The following is a 16,542-nucleotide window of genomic DNA, read 5'->3' as shown; positions in this document are numbered from 1 at the left end:
ACCGACATTCCTTGTCGGGTCGCGACCGGGCGGGCGCGCACGCGGCGTGCGCACCGGGAAGAGGGAGCATCGTGAGCGACGCGCAGAGGGCCGGGACCCCGGCCGCCAAGACGAAGGCGGCCGCAGGCCGGCGCCGGAAGAGCCTGAGCGCCAAGCAGCTCGCGATCCTCGACGCGATCCAGCGCTCGGTGTCGAGCCGCGGCTACCCGCCGAGCATGCGCGAGATCGGCGACGCGGTCGGCCTCGCCTCGCTGTCGAGCGTCACCCACCAGCTCAACCAGCTTGAGCTCAGCGGCTACCTGCGCCGCGACCCGAACCGGCCCCGCGCCCTCGAGATCCTCATCGACGTCCCCAGCTCGACGGAGGACGACGGGTCGTTCGAGTCGACCGCGACGGTCGGCGACGCGGCGATGGTCCCCCTCGTCGGCCGGATCGCGGCGGGCGTGCCGATCATGGCCGACCAGCAGATCGACGAGGTGTTCCCGCTTCCCCGGCAGCTCGTCGGCAAGGGCGAGCTCTTCATGCTCAAGGTCGTCGGCGAGTCGATGATCGACGCCGCGATCTGCGACGGCGACTGGGTCGTGGTCCGCTCGCAGCGCACCGCCGAGAACGGCGAGATCGTGGCGGCCATGCTCGACGGCGAGGCCACCGTCAAGGTGCTGCGCCAGCGCGACGGCCACACCTGGCTGCTGCCCCGCAACTCCAACTTCGAGCCGATCCTCGGCGACGAGGCAGAGGTGCTCGGGAAGATCGTGGCGGTCCTGCGCTCGGTCTGACACCGGGCGTGCAGGAGGGGCCCGACCGGCGTGCAGCCGGCCGGGCCCCTCCTGCGTTCGACGGGCACCGGCGATCGGGGCGCGCGCCCCTCCGTCGCGGTCACGGGAAGGCGGAGGAGGGCCGCCGAAACCCCGTCGCCGAACCCTCCGGCCGCCGCCGGTCGGTGGTGCGGGTCGCCGCACCCCCTCCCGGATGCGCCGAGCGCCCGCCTCCCTGACGGGGAGACGGGCGCTCGGGTGGTGGCGATCAGGCCTGGACGGCCGCGCGCGGAACCGCGAACTCGGTGAGCGAGCCCGCCAGATCGGCGTGCACGAGGGCGACCACGTGGGTGCCGCCCTCGACGTACTGCGTCGACAGGATCCGGCCGCTGCGGTGCAGATGCGAGATCACGTCGCCACGGTCGTACGGCACGAGCAGGTCGATCTCGACGTCCGGCTCAGGCAGGATCTCGGCGATCCGCGCCTCCAGCTCGTCGATGCCCTCGCCGCTGCGCGCCGACACGAAGACCGCGTCGGGAGCGAGACCGCGCAGCACCAGCCGCGTGCCCTCGTCCACCAGATCGGCCTTGTTGAAGGCGATGATCTCGGGGATGCTGCGGGCGCCCACCTCGCCGATCACGTCGCGCACGGTGGCGATCTGCCCGGCCGGATCGGGGTGGGAGGCGTCCACGACGTGGACGATCACATCGGAGTCCGCGACCTCCTCGAGCGTCGACCGGAAGGCCTCGACGAGCTGGTGCGGAAGCGCTCGCACGAAGCCGACCGTGTCGGCGAGCGTGTAGAGGCGCCCGTCCTTCGTCTGGGCCTTGCGAACGGTGGCGTCGAGGGTCGCGAAGAGCGAGTTCTCGACGAGGACGCCCGCGTGCGTCATCCGGTTCAGCAGGCTCGACTTGCCGGCGTTCGTGTACCCCGCGATCGCCACCGAGGGGACGGCGTTGCGCTTGCGGTTCGCGCGCTTGGCCTCGCGGGCGGGCTTCATCGCCGTGATCTGCTTGCGCAGGCGCGCCATGCGGGTGTGGATGCGGCGACGATCGAGCTCGATCTTCGTCTCACCCGGACCGCGCGAGCCCATTCCGGCTCCCGCGCCCACCTGGCCGCCGGCCTGGCGGGACATGGACTCGCCCCAGCCGCGCAGTCGCGGGAGCAGGTACTCGAGCTGCGCGAGCTCGACCTGCGCCTTGCCCTCACGGCTCTTCGCGTGCTGGCTGAAGATGTCGAGGATCACCGCGGTGCGGTCGATCACCTTGACCTTCACCACGTCCTCCAGCGCACGCCGCTGGCTCGGTGCGAGCTCGGTGTCGGCGACGACCGTGTCCGCGCCGAGGGCCGCGACGAGCCCCGCGAGCTCCTGGGCCTTGCCCTTGCCGAGGTAGGTGCTCGGATCGGGGTGCGGGCGGCGCTGGAGCAGGCCGTCGAGGACCGTCGCTCCCGCCGTCTCCGCGAGCGCGGCGAGCTCGTGCAACGAGTTCTCCGCGTCCTCCAGCGAATTCTGCGAGTACACGCCGATGAGCACGACGTTCTCCAGGCGCAGCTGGCGGTACTCGACCTCCGTGACGTCCTCGAGCTCGGTCGAGAGGCCGGCGACGCGTCGCAGCGCCTGCCGGTCGTCGCGGTCGAACTGCTCGCCGTCGCTGTTCTCGCCCTCGTGGCCGGCGCTCTGCAGCGCCTGGGCTCCACCCGCGACGAAGCGCGAGTACCCTGCCGAACGCGACTGCGCGTTCGCCAGGACCCTCGAGACGACGTCCACGGCCTCGGTCGTGTCGGTCTCGTTCAGGTCTTCCGTCATCCGGATAACACTAACTCCTCAGGTCTTGATAGGTTCACTTCTCATGGCCGCCGAGCACTACTTCTCGAGTACTCCCGACGGCGACCTCCGGCCCCGCAGGATCCAGGCCCGCCTGGCCGGCCGCGACCTCGAGGTCACGACGGCAGGAGGGGTGTTCAGCCCCGGTCACGTCGATCTCGGCACACGCGTCCTGCTGGACGCGGTGCCCGACGCCCCCGCTGACGGGGACCTGCTGGACCTCGGCTGCGGCTGGGGCCCGATCGCCCTCGCGCTCGCCCTCGCCTCCCCCGACGCCCGGGTGTGGGCGGTCGACGTCAACCAGCGGGCGCTCGAGCTGGTCCGTCGCAACTGCGAGGAACTCGGCGTCCTCAATGTCAACGCCGTGCTGCCCGAGGATGTTCCCGACGACGTCCGCTTCCGCACCGTGTGGTCGAACCCGCCGATCCGCATCGGCAAGGAGGAGCTGCACCTCCTGCTCGAACGCTGGCTGCCGCGGCTCGAGGAGGGCGCGGACGCCTGGCTCGTCGTGCAGCGCAACCTCGGCTCCGACTCGCTCCAGACCTGGCTGGGCGCCGCGTTCGCCGGGCGGCTCGACGTGGAGCGCGTCTCCTCGGCGAAGGGCTTCCGCGTGCTGCGGACGACCCGCCTGGCCTGACCGGGTCCTCAGTCGATCCGGATCGTCCCGGTGAAGACGAGGTCGGCCGGGCCGGAGAGCCCGACGTGCTCGCCCTCCTCCGCCGCGAACATCGTCACGCCGAGCGTGCCGCCCGGGACCTCCACGCGCCAGGCCTGCGGAGCGCGCGCTCCCGCCCAGTAGCGCACCGCCAGTGCCGCCGCCGCGGCACCCGTGCCGCAGCTCAGGGTCTCGCCGCTGCCGCGCTCGTGCACGCGCATCCGGATCCGCCCGATCCCGTCGTGGACCAGGGGCTCGCCGGGAACCACGAACTCGACGTTCGCGCCGTCCTCGAGCTCCGGGTCGAGCTGCGGGATGTAGGAGAGGTCGGCGGAGTCGAGCTCCTCGTCGTTGCTGAGGGCGACGACCACGTGCGGATTGCCGAGGTCGATCCCGAGACCGGGGCGCGCGACCTTGAGCTCCTTCGCCCGCACCAGGGGCTCGCCGCCCGCCAGCTCCCAGCGGCCGAGGTCGACCTGGAACCCGGCACCGCTGCGGGTGACGTCGCGGACGCCGGCGCGGGTGCCGATCGGCAGGGTGTCGCCGGGCTCGAGCGCCGCGAGGCCGCCCGCGAGCAGGAACGCGGCGTAGACGCGGATGCCGTTGCCGCACATCTCGGCGATCGAGCCGTCGGCGTTGCGGTAGTCCATGAACCACTCCGCCTCGCTCTCCTCGGCCAGAGCCGCGGCGCCCTCCGGGATCGCGCGGGAGCGGACGGCACGGATGACGCCGTCGGCGCCGACGCCGAAGTGGCGGTCGCAGATCATCGCGATCTGCGCGGGCGAGAGGTCGACCTCACCGTCCGGGTCGCTGAAGAGCACGAAGTCGTTGCCGGTGCCCTGGCCCTTGGTGAAGTGCAGCTCGATCGTCATGGCGCACAGCCTAGCGAGGAGCGGGAGCGGCGGCCTGGGCGGCGGCGTGCGCCCGCGACACCAGGTCCGGCGCGTCGTACGGGAGCCGGTGGGCGCCGGCGTAGCGCCGGAACCAGCTGTTCTGCCGACGTGCGTAGCGGCGCGTGAGCGCCTGCGTCGCCGCGATCGCCTCCTCCTCGCTGAGGACGCCGGCACGCTGGGCGAGCGCCTGGGCGTACCCGATGGCCCGCCCGGCTGTGACGCCGCGCTCCAGGCCGAAGGGGACGAGCCGCTCGACCTCGTCGAGCATCCCGGTCGCCCACATCCGCTCCACCCGCCGGTCGAGGCGCTGCACCAGCTCCTCCCGCGGAGCCTCGAGGAACAGGATCGAGGCGGGGCGCCACCGAACCGGCTCGTCGGACATCAGCGCGCTGTGCGTGCTCCCGCCGGTGAGCTCCGCGATCTCGAGCGCGCGGACGATGCGCCGGGCGTTGTGCGGACCGATCCGCTCGGCCACTCCGGCGTCGATCCGGCGCAACCGCTCGACGAGGGCGCCCAGGCCCTCCCGCTCGGCGGTCTCCTCGAGCCGGCGCCGGACGGCCGGGTCGGTGCCCGCGAACGAGAACTCGAAGACGACGCTGGAGACGTACAGACCGGAGCCCCCGACGAGGATCGGCGTCGCCCCGCGCGCCAGCACGCTCTCGATCACGCGCCGCGCCTCGCTCTGGTAGCGGGCGACCGACGCCTCCTCCGTCACGTCGAGGACGTCGAGCAGGTGGTGCGGGACGCCCCGACGCTCGTCGGCGGGCAGCTTCGCGGTGCCGATGTCCATCCCGCGGTAGAGCTGCATCGCGTCGGCGTTCACGATCTCAGCGGCGCCGCCGTCCTGCCGGATCGCCTCGGCGAGCTCGAGCGAGAGGTCGGACTTGCCCGTGCCGGTCGCGCCGACGACCGCGATGAGCTCCGGCGCGGTATCGGGGGCTCCGGTCTCAGCGCTCGCCATCGAGGGCGTCGTAGATCGGCGTCGTCAGCGTGCCGGCGTCGCGCACGCGCAGCGACGGCAGGCCCAGCGAGACCCGGGGCGCCCCGCTCCCGCCCGGGGCGGCCGGAACTCCGCAGGACTCGGTCTGCGCCCGGTCCCAGGCGTCGCCCGCGCGGGTGCGGCGGATGCGGAGCGGCGCGCCGTCGGGCGAATCCGCCAGGAGGTAGAAGGGGGCGGCACGGGTGACCCGGACGGAGACCACGTCTCCGGGACGCGGCTGCTCGGAGCCCTCGGGCACGTCGAAGTGCACCAGACGGCTGTCCTCGGCGCGTCCGCTCAGCCGGTGCGTCTCCGTGTCGCGACGGCCCTCGCCGGTCGCGACGAGGACCTCGACCTCTCGGCCGACGACTGCGCGGTTCTCCTGCTCGCTGATCGCGTCCTGCAGGGCGACGAGCCGCTCGTAACGCTCCTGGACGACCGCCTTGGGGATCTGGTCGGGCAGCGTCGCGGCCGGGGTGCCGGGCCGGATGGAGTACTGGAAGGTGAAGGCGGAGGCGAAGCGGGCCGCCTCGACCACCCGCAGGGTCTCCTGGAAGTCGGCCTCCGTCTCGCCGGGGAAGCCCACGATGATGTCGGTGCTGATCGCCGCGTGCGGGATGCGATCGCGCACCCGGTCGAGGATCCCGAGGAACTTCTCGGAGCGGTAGGAGCGGCGCATCGCCTTGAGGACGCGGTCGGAGCCGGATTGGAGCGGCATGTGCAGCTGCGGCATCACCGCCGGCGTCTCGGCCATGGCGTCGATCACGTCGTCGGTGAAGGCCGCGGGATGGGGGCTCGTGAAGCGGATCCGCTCGAGCCCGTCGATGGTGCCCGCCGCGCGGAGCAGCTTCGAGAACGCCTGGCGATCGCCGAACTCGACGCCGTAGGAGTTCACGTTCTGGCCGAGAAGGGTGACCTCGATCGCGCCGTCGTCCACGAGCGCCTGGATCTCGGCGAGCACGTCGCCGGGGCGCCGGTCCTTCTCCTTGCCGCGGAGCGAGGGGACGATGCAGAAGGTGCAGGTGTTGTTGCAGCCGACCGAGATCGAGACCCAGCCGCTGTAGGTCGAGTCGCGCTTCGTGGGGAGCGTGGAGGGGAAGACATCGAGCGACTCGAGGATCTCGAGCTGCGCCTCGTCGTTGTGGCGGGCGCGCTCGAGCAGGCTCGGGAGGGCGCCCATGTTGTGCGTGCCGAAGACGACGTCGACCCACGGGGCGCGGTCGAGGATGACGTTCTTGTCCTTCTGCGCGAGGCAGCCGCCGACCGCGATCTGCATCCCCTCGTGGCGGCGCTTCACCGACGCGAGGTGGCCGAGGTTGCCGTAGAGCTTGTTGTCGGCGTTCTCGCGCACCGCGCAGGTGTTGATGACGACGACGTCGGCCTCGGCTCCATCGGCGGACACGTAGCCCGCCGCCTCGAGCGAACCGCTCAGCCGCTCGGAGTCGTGCACGTTCATCTGGCACCCGAACGTACGGACCTCGTAGGTCCTCGGCCGGGTCTCGGCGACGGGCGACGGGGCGGTACCGAGCGTGCTCATGGTGTGGGATTCTACGCTCCGGTCGGACCGCTCCCGGGCCGCCGTGTCAGCGGAAGCGGACGCTCGACCCCGGCTTGCGGATCGTCTCGCGGACGACGCGCTGCACGAGTCCGCCGGCGTAGCCGCGGCGCGCGAGGAACCCCGTGAGCCGGCGCTCGGCGACCTCGTCGGAGAGCGAGCGCAGGCTCGGCAGGCGCTTGCGCGCGAGCTCGAGCGCCGTGCGGTACTCGTCGTCGCCGTCCAGCTCGTCGAGCGCTGACGCGATCGCCTCGGGGTCGATCTTCCGCGCGCGCAGCTCCTGCTGGATGGAGGAGCGGCCGAGCTTCTTGCGGTCGCGGAGCGAGACGACCAGCTGCTCCGCCATGCGGAGGTCGTCGAGGTAGCCGAAGCGCGTGAAGCGCTCGAGGATCTCGAGGGCGTCCTTCTCGGCGACGCCCTCCGTGTAGAGGCGCGCCTCGACCTCGGCGACCGAGAGGCTCTTGCGGGAGAGCCCCCGTACGATCCGATCCGCGACCTGCTCGGGATCGATCTCCTCCGGGATCGCGATCGCGTCGTCGTCGTCCTCGTCGTCCGCTTTCTCGACGAACGCCGGCGTGCGCCGGGCGACGTGAGCCGAGAGCTCGGCGATCCGCTCGGAGGCCGGAGACGCGGCGCCGCCGAGGGCGGAGCCTCCCGACTCTCCTGCGACCGTCCGGGGAGCACTGGTGCTCGGCGTCCCGGCTCCGGACGGCTCCGGAAGCGACCCGGCCCCGTCGGCGTCCGGCGCCGCCGGAGCCCAGCCCTCGTCGCCCGCCGCACCCCGGTCGACCCAGGGCAGGAAGGCCACGGGGCGGCCCTTCGCCCCCTCCGCGGCCTTCTCCGCCACGGGCTAGGCGCCCTTGCGCACGGGCTGCTTGGTCTCGATCGCGACCGGCGCGGCCTCGACGGCCGCGTTCGGGTCGACGATCACGCCGAGCTTGACCAGGATGCGCTTCTCGATCTCGGCGGCCACATCGGGGTTGTCGATGAGGAACTGGCGCGCCTTCTCCTTGCCCTGGCCGAGCTGGTCGCCGTCGTAGGTGTACCAGGCGCCCGACTTGCGGACGATCTCGTGCTCGACACCGAAGTCGATCAGGCTGCCCTCGCGGGAGATGCCGACGCCGTAGAGGATGTCGAACTCGGCCTGCTTGAAGGGCGGGGCCATCTTGTTCTTCACGACCTTGACGCGGGTGCGGTTGCCGACCGCGTCGGTGCCGTCCTTCAGCGTCTCGATGCGGCGGATGTCGAGGCGGACCGACGCGTAGAACTTGAGCGCCTTGCCGCCCGCCGTGGTCTCGGGGCTTCCGAAGAAGACGCCGATCTTCTCGCGCAGCTGGTTGATGAAGATCATCGTGGTGTTCGTGGTGTTCAGTCCGCCGGTCAGCTTGCGCAGCGCCTGGGACATGAGGCGGGCCTGCAGGCCGACGTGGGAGTCGCCCATCTCGCCCTCGATCTCGGCACGCGGCACGAGGGCCGCGACGGAGTCGATCACGATGAGGTCGATCGAGCCCGAGCGCACGAGCATGTCGGCGATCTCGAGCGCCTGCTCTCCGGTGTCGGGCTGCGACACGAGGAGGGAGTCGATGTCGACGCCGAGCTTCTTGGCGTACTCGGGGTCGAGCGCGTGCTCCGCGTCGATGAAGGCGGCGATGCCGCCGTTGCGCTGCGCGTTCGCGATCGCGTGCAGCGTGAGGGTGGTCTTTCCGGAGGACTCGGGGCCGTAGATCTCGACGATGCGGCCACGCGGGAGCCCGCCGATCCCGAGCGCGACGTCGAGCGCGATCGAACCGGTCTGGATCACCTCGACGGGAGCGCGGTCGTCGCTTCCGAGGCGCATGACGGCGCCCTTGCCGAACTGGCGGTCGATCTGGGCGAGTGCGGTCTCGAGGGACTTCTCGCGGTCGGAGGAACTGGGCATGGCCGTCTCGCTCTCGTGTTCGTGGTGGTGTCGCCTACAGGCTGTCGCGACATGCCGGTGGCTGTCGGAGTGACAGTGCCGGCCGGCTGCGACAAGGCGGTGAAGCAGGTCCGTTCAGGTGTCTCCGACGGTACGCCCGACCACCGACATCGGGGCCGAGCGAGAGCGACTCCGTGGAGACGGGGCCGTTCCTGCTTCTGTGGAGGAGCCTAGACCCGTTCGAACACGGATTCGAGCACGAGCCGTCGGCGTGTCGAACACGGCTTCGGCGACGGGAGCGTCAGCGGTGGCGCTTCCGCGGATCCACGCCGTGCCACCGGGCCTCCGGGACGTCGTTGGCGCGGCAGAGGGCGAGCCAGACCTCGCGCGGCTCCGCTCCGTCCGCGAGGGCGCGCTCGGCGGTGCGGCCCCCGAGCTCGGTCAGCACGAGGTCCGAGACCAGGACACGGGCATAGGCGCCGCCGAACTCGTCGTCCACCAGCTGCCGGAACTCGCTCAAGCGCATGCGTCCACGGTAGCCGCTGCCCGGAGGCCGCACTCCCCCGGGAACGCCGAAGGGCGCCCGGCCGGAGCCTGGGCGCCCTTCGCGTGGAACGGGTGCGGTGAGTGGAGGGGACGGGGGCCGACTACTGCGTGACGAGGTCCGCGTCGAAGCCGGCGACCATGTCGGCCGGAATGGTGTCGGGGATGGTGTCGATGCCCTCGATGACGGCGAGACGATCGCCGACCTCGCGCATGATCACCGAGATGGGGGTGTCGAGGGCGTCGGCGACAGAGGCGAGGATCTCCGAGGAGGCCTCCTTCTGACCGCGTTCGACCTCGCTCAGGTAGCCGAGCGCAACGCTCGCCTTGCTCGCCACCTGACGGAGCGTACGACCTTTCTGCAGGCGAAAGTCCCTGAGGACATCGCCGATCTCTTGACGAACTAGAACCACTGGACCCTCCTTCTCCACGTCAACCGCATGTCGTGCACCTGCACCGCGAGCACGAGCGCCGGAGATTCTCCGGAGCGGGTGATCGGGGGGCTGGGACGAGAGAACCGGATAGCTGTTCACTACCCGGTTCGTATGGTGTCGACTCTAATACCGGATGACTGGACTTTGCGTGTGAGCGACACCAGTTGTAACCGGGCCGCAATGCGGCGCATTCCGATTCCCGGAGGGCCCTCGCTGGGTATCCGCCTCATGCGCCGCGGGAGATCAGCTCCGCGCCGAGGGCGAGAGCCGCGTCGACCGAGGCGGCGCGGATCGCGGCGCGGTCGCCGTCGAACCGGTGCTCACGGACGAGCTCGTCCTCGCCGAGGACGGCCGCCACGAAGACGGTGCCGACGGCCGCATCCCCCTGCGGATCCGGACCGGCGACCCCCGTCGTCGCCAGGCCGAGCGTCGGACGCCCGTCGGCTGCGAGCCACGAGGACGCTCCGCGCGCCATCTGCACGGCGACTCCGGGATCGACGGGCCCCCGCTCGCCGAGGACGCGCGCGTCGACCCCGAGGAGCCGGTCCTTGAGGTCGGTGGCATAGCTCACCACTCCCCCGCGGTACACGGCGGAGGCGCCGGGCACCTCCACGAGGGCGGAGCTGAGCGCGCCGCCGGTGAGCGACTCCGCGACGGCGAGGTCGACACCCCGCCGCCGGAGCTCGGCGATCAGCTGCGCGGCCGTCACCGCGTCGACCGGGCGGCCCGGCTCTGGCGGGCGGCGTCGGCGAGGTAGTCGATCCCGGTGGCGACCGTGAGCACCACCGCGGCCGTCATCGTGATCCCGTTCAGCCAGTGGACCCACTCGCCGAGGACGGCCCAGAGCGGCAGCAGAGCGAGGGAGATCGCGATCGACTGCACGATCGTCTTGAGCTTGCCGCCCCGTGACGCCGGGATCACCCGGTCCGAGAGCACGGCCATCCGGAAGACGGTGATGCCGATCTCGCGCACCAGGATGACGATCGTCACCCACCACGGCAGCTCCGCGAGGATCGAGAGCCCGACGAGCGCCGCACCGGTCAGCACCTTGTCGGCGATCGGATCCAGGAGCTTGCCGAGATCGGTCACGAGGCCCCGGCTCCGGGCGATGTGCCCGTCGATGCCGTCCGTGGCGATCGCGACGATGAAGAGGAGCGCCGCGGCGATCCGGATCCCGCCGTCCTGCCCCCCGTCGGCCAGCAGGAGCCAGAAGAAGACGGGCGCCAGCAGGATCCGGACGACCGTGATCGCGTTCGGCAGGTTCCAGTTGCCCGACGCGGCCGGAGCCGGTGCGGTGGGGTGGGTCATCGTGCTCCGCCGTTCCTCGCAGTGCGGGCGACCGGGACGGTCACTCGCGTCCCGTCAGCGTCCAGGCGTCCTCGCCGGACCCCTCGTCGTCGTCGTGGTAGTCGGTGGCGGCGGGCCCCGTCGGCTCGGCCAGCGGATCCGCGTACGGGTCCGGGGCGACCGAGGACGGCGCGGCCGGCCCCTCGCCCGGGTCCTCGCCGCGCATGCGCGCGAGGACGCCCGGCAGCTGCTCGGCGGTGACCAGCACGTCGCGGGCCTTCGACCCCTCGGAGGGGCCGACGACCTCGCGCGACTCGAGCAGGTCCATCAGTCGGCCGGCCTTGGCGAAGCCGACGCGGAGCTTGCGCTGCAGCATCGAGGTCGAGCCGAACTGCGTGCTGACGACGAGCTCGGCCGCCGCGACCAGCAGCTCGAGGTCGTCCCCGATGTCGGAGTCGATCTCCTTGCGCTGCGCCTGCACGGTGATGTCCTGGCGGTACTCGGGCTGCGCCTGACGGGTGACGTGCTCGACGACCTTCGCGATCTCGTCCTCGCGGACCCAGGCGCCCTGCACGCGCATCGGCTTGTTGGTGCCCATGGGGAGGAAGAGGCCGTCGCCCTGCCCGATGAGCTTGTCGGCTCCCGGCTGGTCGAGGATGACCCGCGAGTCGGTCACGCTGGTCACCGCGAAGGCGAGGCGGCTGGGCACGTTCGCCTTGATGAGGCCGGTCACCACGTCGACGCTCGGCCGCTGCGTGGCCAGCACGAGGTGGATGCCCGAGGCGCGCGCGAGCTGGGTGATCCGCACGATCGAGTCCTCGACGTCGCGCGGGGCGACCATCATCAGGTCGGCGAGCTCGTCGACCACCACGAGGAGGTACGGGTACGGCTTGAGGACGCGGCTGCTGCCCGCCGGGAGCTTGATCTCGTCCGCGCGGACGGCCGCGTTGAAGTCGTCGATGTGACGGAACCCGAACGACGCCAGGTCGTCGTAGCGCATGTCCATCTCCTTCACGACCCACTGCAGCGCCTCGGCGGCCTTCTTGGGGTTCGTGATGATCGGAGTGATCAGGTGCGGCACTCCGCCGTAGATGGTGAGCTCCACGCGCTTGGGGTCGATCAGGACCATCCGCACGTCCTGCGGGCGCGCGCGCATCAGCAGGCTCGTGATCATCGAGTTGACGAAGCTGGACTTGCCGGAGCCGGTGGAGCCGGCGACCAGGAGGTGCGGCATCTTGGCGAGGTTCGCCACGACGTAGCCGCCCTCGACGTCCTTGCCGACGCCGATGGTCATCGGGTGCGTGGACGTCGTCGAGGCCGGCGAGCGGAGGACGTCGCCCAGGGAGACGATCTCGCGGTCCGTGTTGGGGATCTCGACGCCGATCGCGCTCTTGCCCGGGATCGGGGAGAGGATCCGGACCTCGTTGCTGGCGACGGCGTAGGACAGGTTCTTGCTGAGCGCGGTGACGCGCTCGACCTTGACGCCGGGGCCGAGCTCGATCTCGTAGCGGGTGACGGTCGGGCCGCGGGAGAAGCCGGTGACCGTCGCGTCCACGTTGAACTGCTGCAGCACCTCGGTGATGGCGCGGACCATCTCGTCGTTGGCCGCCGAGCGCGCCTTGGAGGGCGTGCCCGTCGAGAGGGCGGCCGCCGAGGGGAGGCGGTACGGCGCGTCGTCCTCGAACGAGGAGTCGAACCCGGCGGTCGGGTCCTCCTCGGCGAGGGGCGCGATCGGGCCGGTCTCGATGACGGGCGGGACCGGGACGGCGGGCGCCACGTCGAGGCGGTCGAGCCGGATGACCTCGGTCGCGTCGTCGTCGACCACGCCGGTCGCGCCGCGGGGAGCGCCCGTCTGCTCGAAGCGGGCGAGCGCCGCCTCGGCGGTCTCGGCCTCGGCCAGCACCTCGGTGGCGTAGGAGCGGGTCGGCGGGTGGGCCTCGTCGTCGCGCTCCTCGAGCGCGGTGTCGAAGCCCTTCGCGCGGCCGCGGGCGGGCGCGGCGCCCTCGAGCACCTCGGTGAAGGAGTCGATCGGGAGCTCGGTCTGCACGGTCGGCTCGTCCTCGCGCCCGGACTCGGTGCGCCGCCACCAGGGCAGCTCTCCGCCGTCCTGCTGCGCGTCCTCCTCCTGCTCGGCCTCCGCCTTCGCCGCGGCCTTGGCGGCGGCCCGCTCGGCCTTGAGGCGGGCGCGCTCCTCGTCGTCGAGCACGGGGGCGCCGAAGAGGTAGCCGTAGAGCTCCCGCGAGCGCGCGCCGATGCGGTTCGGCGGGGTCTTGGTGATGATGAACAGCGACAGCAGGATCACGAGCGACAGCAGCACGGTCGCGCCGGGGACGGTGGCGATCGCCGCGAGCGGGGCGCCCACCAGCCAGCCGAGGACGCCTCCCGCGGCCGCCATGGTCTCGATTCCCTGGCCGGGCTGCGGCAGGCCGAGGTGCGCGTGGCAGATGCCGGCGGAGGCGACGAGCAGCGTGATGACGCCCACGCCGATCCGCCCGTTGTCGTCGACGGACCGGGGGTGCCGGAAGAGCCAGAGGGAGAAGAGGAGAAGGACGACCGGCAGCACGTAGGCGACCCGGCCGAAGAAGCCGCCGAAGCTCCACGCGTCGAGCACCAGGGCGACCGGGTCGGTCGCGAGGAACCACTCGACCACCGCGCCCGCGACGGCCAGCAGCAGCAGCAGGAAGGGGACGCCGTCGCGGCGCTCCTCCTTCGCCAGCCGCTCTGGACCGAGGGCGCGGGCGGCGCCGCCCGCGAGGTGGGCCAGCGCCATCCAGAACCGCACGGCGGGGTTGGTGCGCGGGGCGGACTCGAAGGCCACCGTCTTCGTCTCGGCGGCCGCCTTGCCCGAGCCCCGTCCGGATCGCGGCGCGCCGGAGCGCGGAGTCGCGCTGCCGCGCCCGCGCGAGGTCGTCTTGGTACTGGTCGCCATGAGGCCACCGTACCCGCCGCCCCCGTCAGGGCCGGTGACCCGCGCCGCGACCGCCGGCGCCGATCCGCCGCCGGCCGGGAGGCTCAGGCCTCGATGACGAGCGGCACGATCATGGGCCGGCGGCGGTAGGAGGTGTTGACCCAGCGGCCGACGACGCGACGGACGGCCTGCGAGAGCGCGTGCTGATCGCTCGCCCCGTTCCGCACCGCCTCCTCGAGCGCGGCCGCGATCCGCGGCTTGACCTCGTCGAAGACGCTGTCGTCCTCCGCGAAGCCCTTCGCGTGGATCTCGGGGCCGACGACGATCCGCCCCGTGCCCGCCTCGACCACCACGATGATCGAGATGAAGCCCTCCTCGCCGAGGATCCGCCGGTCCTTGAGGTCGGCGTCGGTGATCTCGCCCACCGACGATCCGTCGACGTAGACGAACCCCAGGTCGAGCCGTCCGACGACGGTCGCCCTGCCGTCGAGCAGGTCGATCACGGTGCCGTCCTCGGCGATGATCGTGTTCTCCTCCGCGATCCCGGTCTCACGCGCGAGCTGCGCGTTCGCGACCAGGTGCCGGTACTCGCCGTGCACCGGCATCACGTTCAGCGGCTTGAGGATGTTGTAGCAGTAGAGGAGCTCGCCGGCCGCGGCGTGCCCGGACACGTGCACCTTCGCGTTGCCCTTGTGCACGACGGTCGCTCCGAGCCGCGTGAGCCCGTTGATGACCCGGTACACCGCGTTCTCGTTGCCGGGGATGAGACTGGAGGCGAGGATCACGGTGTCGCCCTCCCCCGGCTCGATCTGGTGATCGAGGTTGGCCATCCGGCTGAGGACGGCCATCGGCTCGCCCTGCGACCCGGTGGACATGTAGACGATCCTGTCCTCGGGGACGTCGCCCGACTTCTTCATGTCGACCAGGACTCCCGGAGGGACGTGCAGGTAGCCGAGATCCGCGGCGATGCGCATGTTGCGGACCATGGAGCGGCCGAGCAGCGCCACGCGGCGGCCCGTGGCGTGGGCCGCGTCGAGCACCTGCTGCACCCGGTGCACGTGGCTGGAGAAGCTCGCGACGATGACGCGGCGGGTCGCCCTGGCCATGACGCTCTCGATGACCGGGCCGATGTCGCGCTCGCTCGGCGTGAAGCCGGGGACGTCGGCGTTGGTGGAGTCGACCATGAACAGGTCGACGCCCTCCTCGCCGAGGCGGGCGAAGGCGCGCAGGTCGGTGATCCGGCCGTCGAGCGGCAGCTGGTCCATCTTGAAGTCGCCGGTGTGCAGCACCGAGCCGGCGTCGGTGACGATCGACACGGCCAGCGCGTCCGGGATCGAGTGGTTCACGGCGACGAACTCGAGCTCGAAGGGCCCGAGGTTCTCGACGTCGCCCTCCTTCACCGTGAGCGTGTACGGCGTGATCCGGTGCTCCTTGAGCTTCGCCTCGACGAGGGCGAGCGTGAGGGTGGAGCCGATCAGCGGGATGTCGCGCTTCAGCCGGAGCAGGTAGGGGACGGCGCCGATGTGGTCCTCGTGGCCGTGGGTGAGGACCACTCCGACGATGTCGTCGAGCCGGTCCCGGATGGGCGTGAAGTCCGGGAGGATCAGGTCGACGCCCGGCTGGTCCTCCTCCGGGAAGAGCACGCCGCAGTCGACGACCAGGAGCCTGCCGTCGATCTCGAAGACGGTCATGTTGCGGCCGATCTCGCCGAGGCCGCCGAGAGGGATGATCCGGAGCGTTCCCGGAGCGAGCGGGGCGGGGATGATCACGGGACCGGGCATGCGCCCTCCTTCTCCAGCGGTGCTTTCTCGGGACGTGCCGCTCGGGCTCAGCGGGTGGTGCCGGCGACCTTCGGGAGGGCGCCGCCGGCCGCGGCGTTGCGGTCGGGCCGGAAGTTGCGGAAGTCGACGCCCGGGATGTCGCGGACCAGGCCGAGCTCGTCCTCGATGAGCGCCGCCTCCGACTCCTCCGGGCCGACCAGGGGCAGCCGCACGCGCGGCGAGGAGATGCGGCCGAGGCCGTGCAGGATGTACTTCGCGGCGACGGTCCCGGGGACGTGCGTCATCACGGCGCGCACGAGCGGCTCGAGCTGCTGGTGCGCACGAGTGGCCGCGTGGAGGTCGCCCGCGTTCACGGCGTCGACGATCGTGCGGTACGGCGCGGCGGCGATGTTCGCGGTGACGCCGATGAGCCCCGTGGCGCCGATGGCGAGCTCGGGGAGCACGTTCGCGTCGTCGCCGCAGAAGTACATCAGGTCGGTCTGGTTGAGCACGCGGCTGACCTCGGAGAGATCGCCCTTCGCGTCCTTCACGGCCAGGATGTTCGGGTGCTTGGCCGCCCGCAGGATCGTCTCGTAGCGGATCGGCACGCCGGTGCGGCCGGGGATGTCGTAGAGGATGACCGGCAGGTCCGTCGCATCCGCGATCATCCGGAAGTGGGTGAGCACGCCCGCCTGCGTGGGCTTGTTGTAGTACGGGGTGACGATCATGTTGCCGTCGGCGCCGGCCTTCTCGCTCTGACGGGCGAGCTGCATGGCGTGGGCGGTCTCGTTCGAGCCGCCTCCCGTGATGATCTTCGCGCGGCCCCCGGCGACCGAGCGGCCGACCTCGACGAGGCGGATCTTCTCCGGGTCGGTCAGGGTGCTGGTCTCGCCCGTGGTCCCGGTGACCACGATGCCGTCCGCGCCCGCTGCGATGCAGTCGTCGATGTGCTTCTCGACACCGGGCCAGTCGACCTCGCCGTCGGCGGTGAACGGGGTGACCAGGGCGACCAGGACCTGGCCGAAGGGATTCTCCGGAGTTGACACGCTGC

General features: G+C 71.7%; 15 protein-coding genes. 2 read left to right on the top strand and 13 right to left on the bottom strand.

Annotated features, from left to right (window positions below; translation table 11 throughout):
* Positions 1-71 precede the first annotated feature (71 nt).
* Entirely contained in the window at positions 72-776 is a 705-nt protein-coding gene (gene lexA, locus C5C33_RS05590) for a transcriptional repressor LexA (RefSeq protein WP_104224482.1), read from the top strand.
* Between the two features lie 247 nt (positions 777-1,023).
* On the opposite strand, the gene hflX is transcribed toward lexA, so the two are convergent.
* Entirely contained in the window at positions 1,024-2,562 is a 1,539-nt protein-coding gene (gene hflX / locus C5C33_RS05585) for a GTPase HflX (RefSeq protein ID WP_104224481.1), read from the bottom strand.
* A gap of 43 nt (positions 2,563-2,605) precedes the next feature.
* Between hflX and C5C33_RS05580 the strand changes: the two genes are divergently transcribed.
* Positions 2,606-3,217, top strand: a complete 612-nt coding sequence (locus tag C5C33_RS05580) for a class I SAM-dependent methyltransferase (RefSeq protein WP_104224480.1) — start codon at positions 2,606-2,608, stop codon at positions 3,215-3,217.
* A gap of 8 nt (positions 3,218-3,225) precedes the next feature.
* Here C5C33_RS05580 and dapF read toward each other — a convergent pair whose 3' ends face one another.
* The 12 genes from dapF to dapA all read right to left on the bottom strand — a co-directional run bounded on the left by dapF (position 3,226) and on the right by dapA (position 16,537).
* Positions 3,226-4,107: a diaminopimelate epimerase gene (gene dapF, locus C5C33_RS05575; RefSeq protein ID WP_104250184.1), complete on the bottom strand. Its 882-nt coding sequence runs from the start codon at positions 4,105-4,107 to the stop codon at positions 3,226-3,228.
* Positions 4,108-4,117: 10 nt separating this feature from the next.
* A complete protein-coding gene (gene miaA / locus C5C33_RS05570; RefSeq protein WP_104260628.1) occupies positions 4,118-5,089 on the bottom strand; it encodes a tRNA (adenosine(37)-N6)-dimethylallyltransferase MiaA in 972 nt (323 codons plus the stop codon).
* Positions 5,076-6,644 carry a tRNA (N6-isopentenyl adenosine(37)-C2)-methylthiotransferase MiaB gene (miaB, locus tag C5C33_RS05565; protein ID WP_104260627.1) on the bottom strand — a complete coding sequence of 523 codons (1,569 nt, stop codon included), beginning with the start codon at positions 6,642-6,644 and terminating at the stop codon, positions 5,076-5,078. Before miaB ends, miaA begins: the two co-directional genes overlap by 14 nt.
* A 46-nt stretch (positions 6,645-6,690) precedes the next feature.
* The gene (locus C5C33_RS05560) at positions 6,691-7,470 is read right to left on the bottom strand and encodes a regulatory protein RecX (protein WP_181127332.1); all 780 of its coding nucleotides are present in this window, start codon (positions 7,468-7,470) and stop codon (positions 6,691-6,693) included.
* Between the two features lie 42 nt (positions 7,471-7,512).
* A complete protein-coding gene (gene recA, locus C5C33_RS05555) occupies positions 7,513-8,580 on the bottom strand; it encodes a recombinase RecA (protein WP_104224475.1) in 1,068 nt (355 codons plus the stop codon).
* 280 nt (positions 8,581-8,860) lie between these two features.
* The gene (locus C5C33_RS05550) at positions 8,861-9,085 is read right to left on the bottom strand and encodes a DUF3046 domain-containing protein (protein ID WP_104224474.1); all 225 of its coding nucleotides are present in this window, start codon (positions 9,083-9,085) and stop codon (positions 8,861-8,863) included.
* 121 nt (positions 9,086-9,206) lie between these two features.
* Entirely contained in the window at positions 9,207-9,515 is a 309-nt protein-coding gene (locus C5C33_RS05545) for a helix-turn-helix domain-containing protein (RefSeq protein WP_068207524.1), read from the bottom strand.
* Between the two features lie 247 nt (positions 9,516-9,762).
* On the bottom strand, positions 9,763-10,245 hold the full coding sequence (locus C5C33_RS05540; protein WP_104247914.1) for a CinA family protein: 483 nt from the start codon (positions 10,243-10,245) through the stop codon (positions 9,763-9,765).
* Positions 10,242-10,844 (bottom strand): CDP-diacylglycerol--glycerol-3-phosphate 3-phosphatidyltransferase, encoded by a 603-nt coding sequence (pgsA, locus tag C5C33_RS05535; protein WP_104226303.1) that lies wholly within the window; start codon positions 10,842-10,844, stop codon positions 10,242-10,244. The genes C5C33_RS05540 and pgsA overlap by 4 nt, the downstream gene beginning before the upstream one ends.
* 40 nt (positions 10,845-10,884) lie before the next feature.
* Positions 10,885-13,752 (bottom strand): DNA translocase FtsK, encoded by a 2,868-nt coding sequence (locus C5C33_RS05530; protein WP_104260625.1) that lies wholly within the window; start codon positions 13,750-13,752, stop codon positions 10,885-10,887.
* Positions 13,753-13,835: 83 nt separating this feature from the next.
* Positions 13,836-15,512 (bottom strand): ribonuclease J, encoded by a 1,677-nt coding sequence (locus C5C33_RS05525; protein ID WP_104224470.1) that lies wholly within the window; start codon positions 15,510-15,512, stop codon positions 13,836-13,838.
* Positions 15,513-15,559: 47 nt separating this feature from the next.
* On the bottom strand, positions 15,560-16,537 hold the full coding sequence (gene dapA, locus C5C33_RS05520) for a 4-hydroxy-tetrahydrodipicolinate synthase (RefSeq protein WP_104224469.1): 978 nt from the start codon (positions 16,535-16,537) through the stop codon (positions 15,560-15,562).
* Positions 16,538-16,542 lie beyond the last annotated feature (5 nt).

This window comes from Rathayibacter sp. AY1H3 (assembly GCF_002932015.1).
This window is presented reverse-complemented; position numbering and strand designations above follow the sequence as displayed.

Bases quoted from the DNA above. Each gene is read 5' to 3' on its own strand.
- C5C33_RS05525 (WP_104224470.1), bottom strand. From the start codon at position 15,512: ATGCCCGGTCCCGTGATCATCCCCGCCCCGCTCGCTCCGGGAACGCTC.
- C5C33_RS05550 (WP_104224474.1), bottom strand. From the start codon at position 9,085: ATGCGCTTGAGCGAGTTCCGGCAGCTGGTGGACGACGAGTTCGGCGGC.
- recA (WP_104224475.1), bottom strand. From the start codon at position 8,580: ATGCCCAGTTCCTCCGACCGCGAGAAGTCCCTCGAGACCGCACTCGCC.
- miaA (WP_104260628.1), bottom strand. From the start codon at position 5,089: ATGGCGAGCGCTGAGACCGGAGCCCCCGATACCGCGCCGGAGCTCATC.
- miaB (WP_104260627.1), bottom strand. From the start codon at position 6,644: ATGAGCACGCTCGGTACCGCCCCGTCGCCCGTCGCCGAGACCCGGCCG.
- pgsA (WP_104226303.1), bottom strand. From the start codon at position 10,844: ATGACCCACCCCACCGCACCGGCTCCGGCCGCGTCGGGCAACTGGAAC.
- C5C33_RS05580 (WP_104224480.1), top strand. From the start codon at position 2,606: ATGGCCGCCGAGCACTACTTCTCGAGTACTCCCGACGGCGACCTCCGG.
- hflX (WP_104224481.1), bottom strand. From the start codon at position 2,562: ATGACGGAAGACCTGAACGAGACCGACACGACCGAGGCCGTGGACGTC.
- C5C33_RS05530 (WP_104260625.1), bottom strand. From the start codon at position 13,752: ATGGCGACCAGTACCAAGACGACCTCGCGCGGGCGCGGCAGCGCGACT.
- dapF (WP_104250184.1), bottom strand. From the start codon at position 4,107: ATGACGATCGAGCTGCACTTCACCAAGGGCCAGGGCACCGGCAACGAC.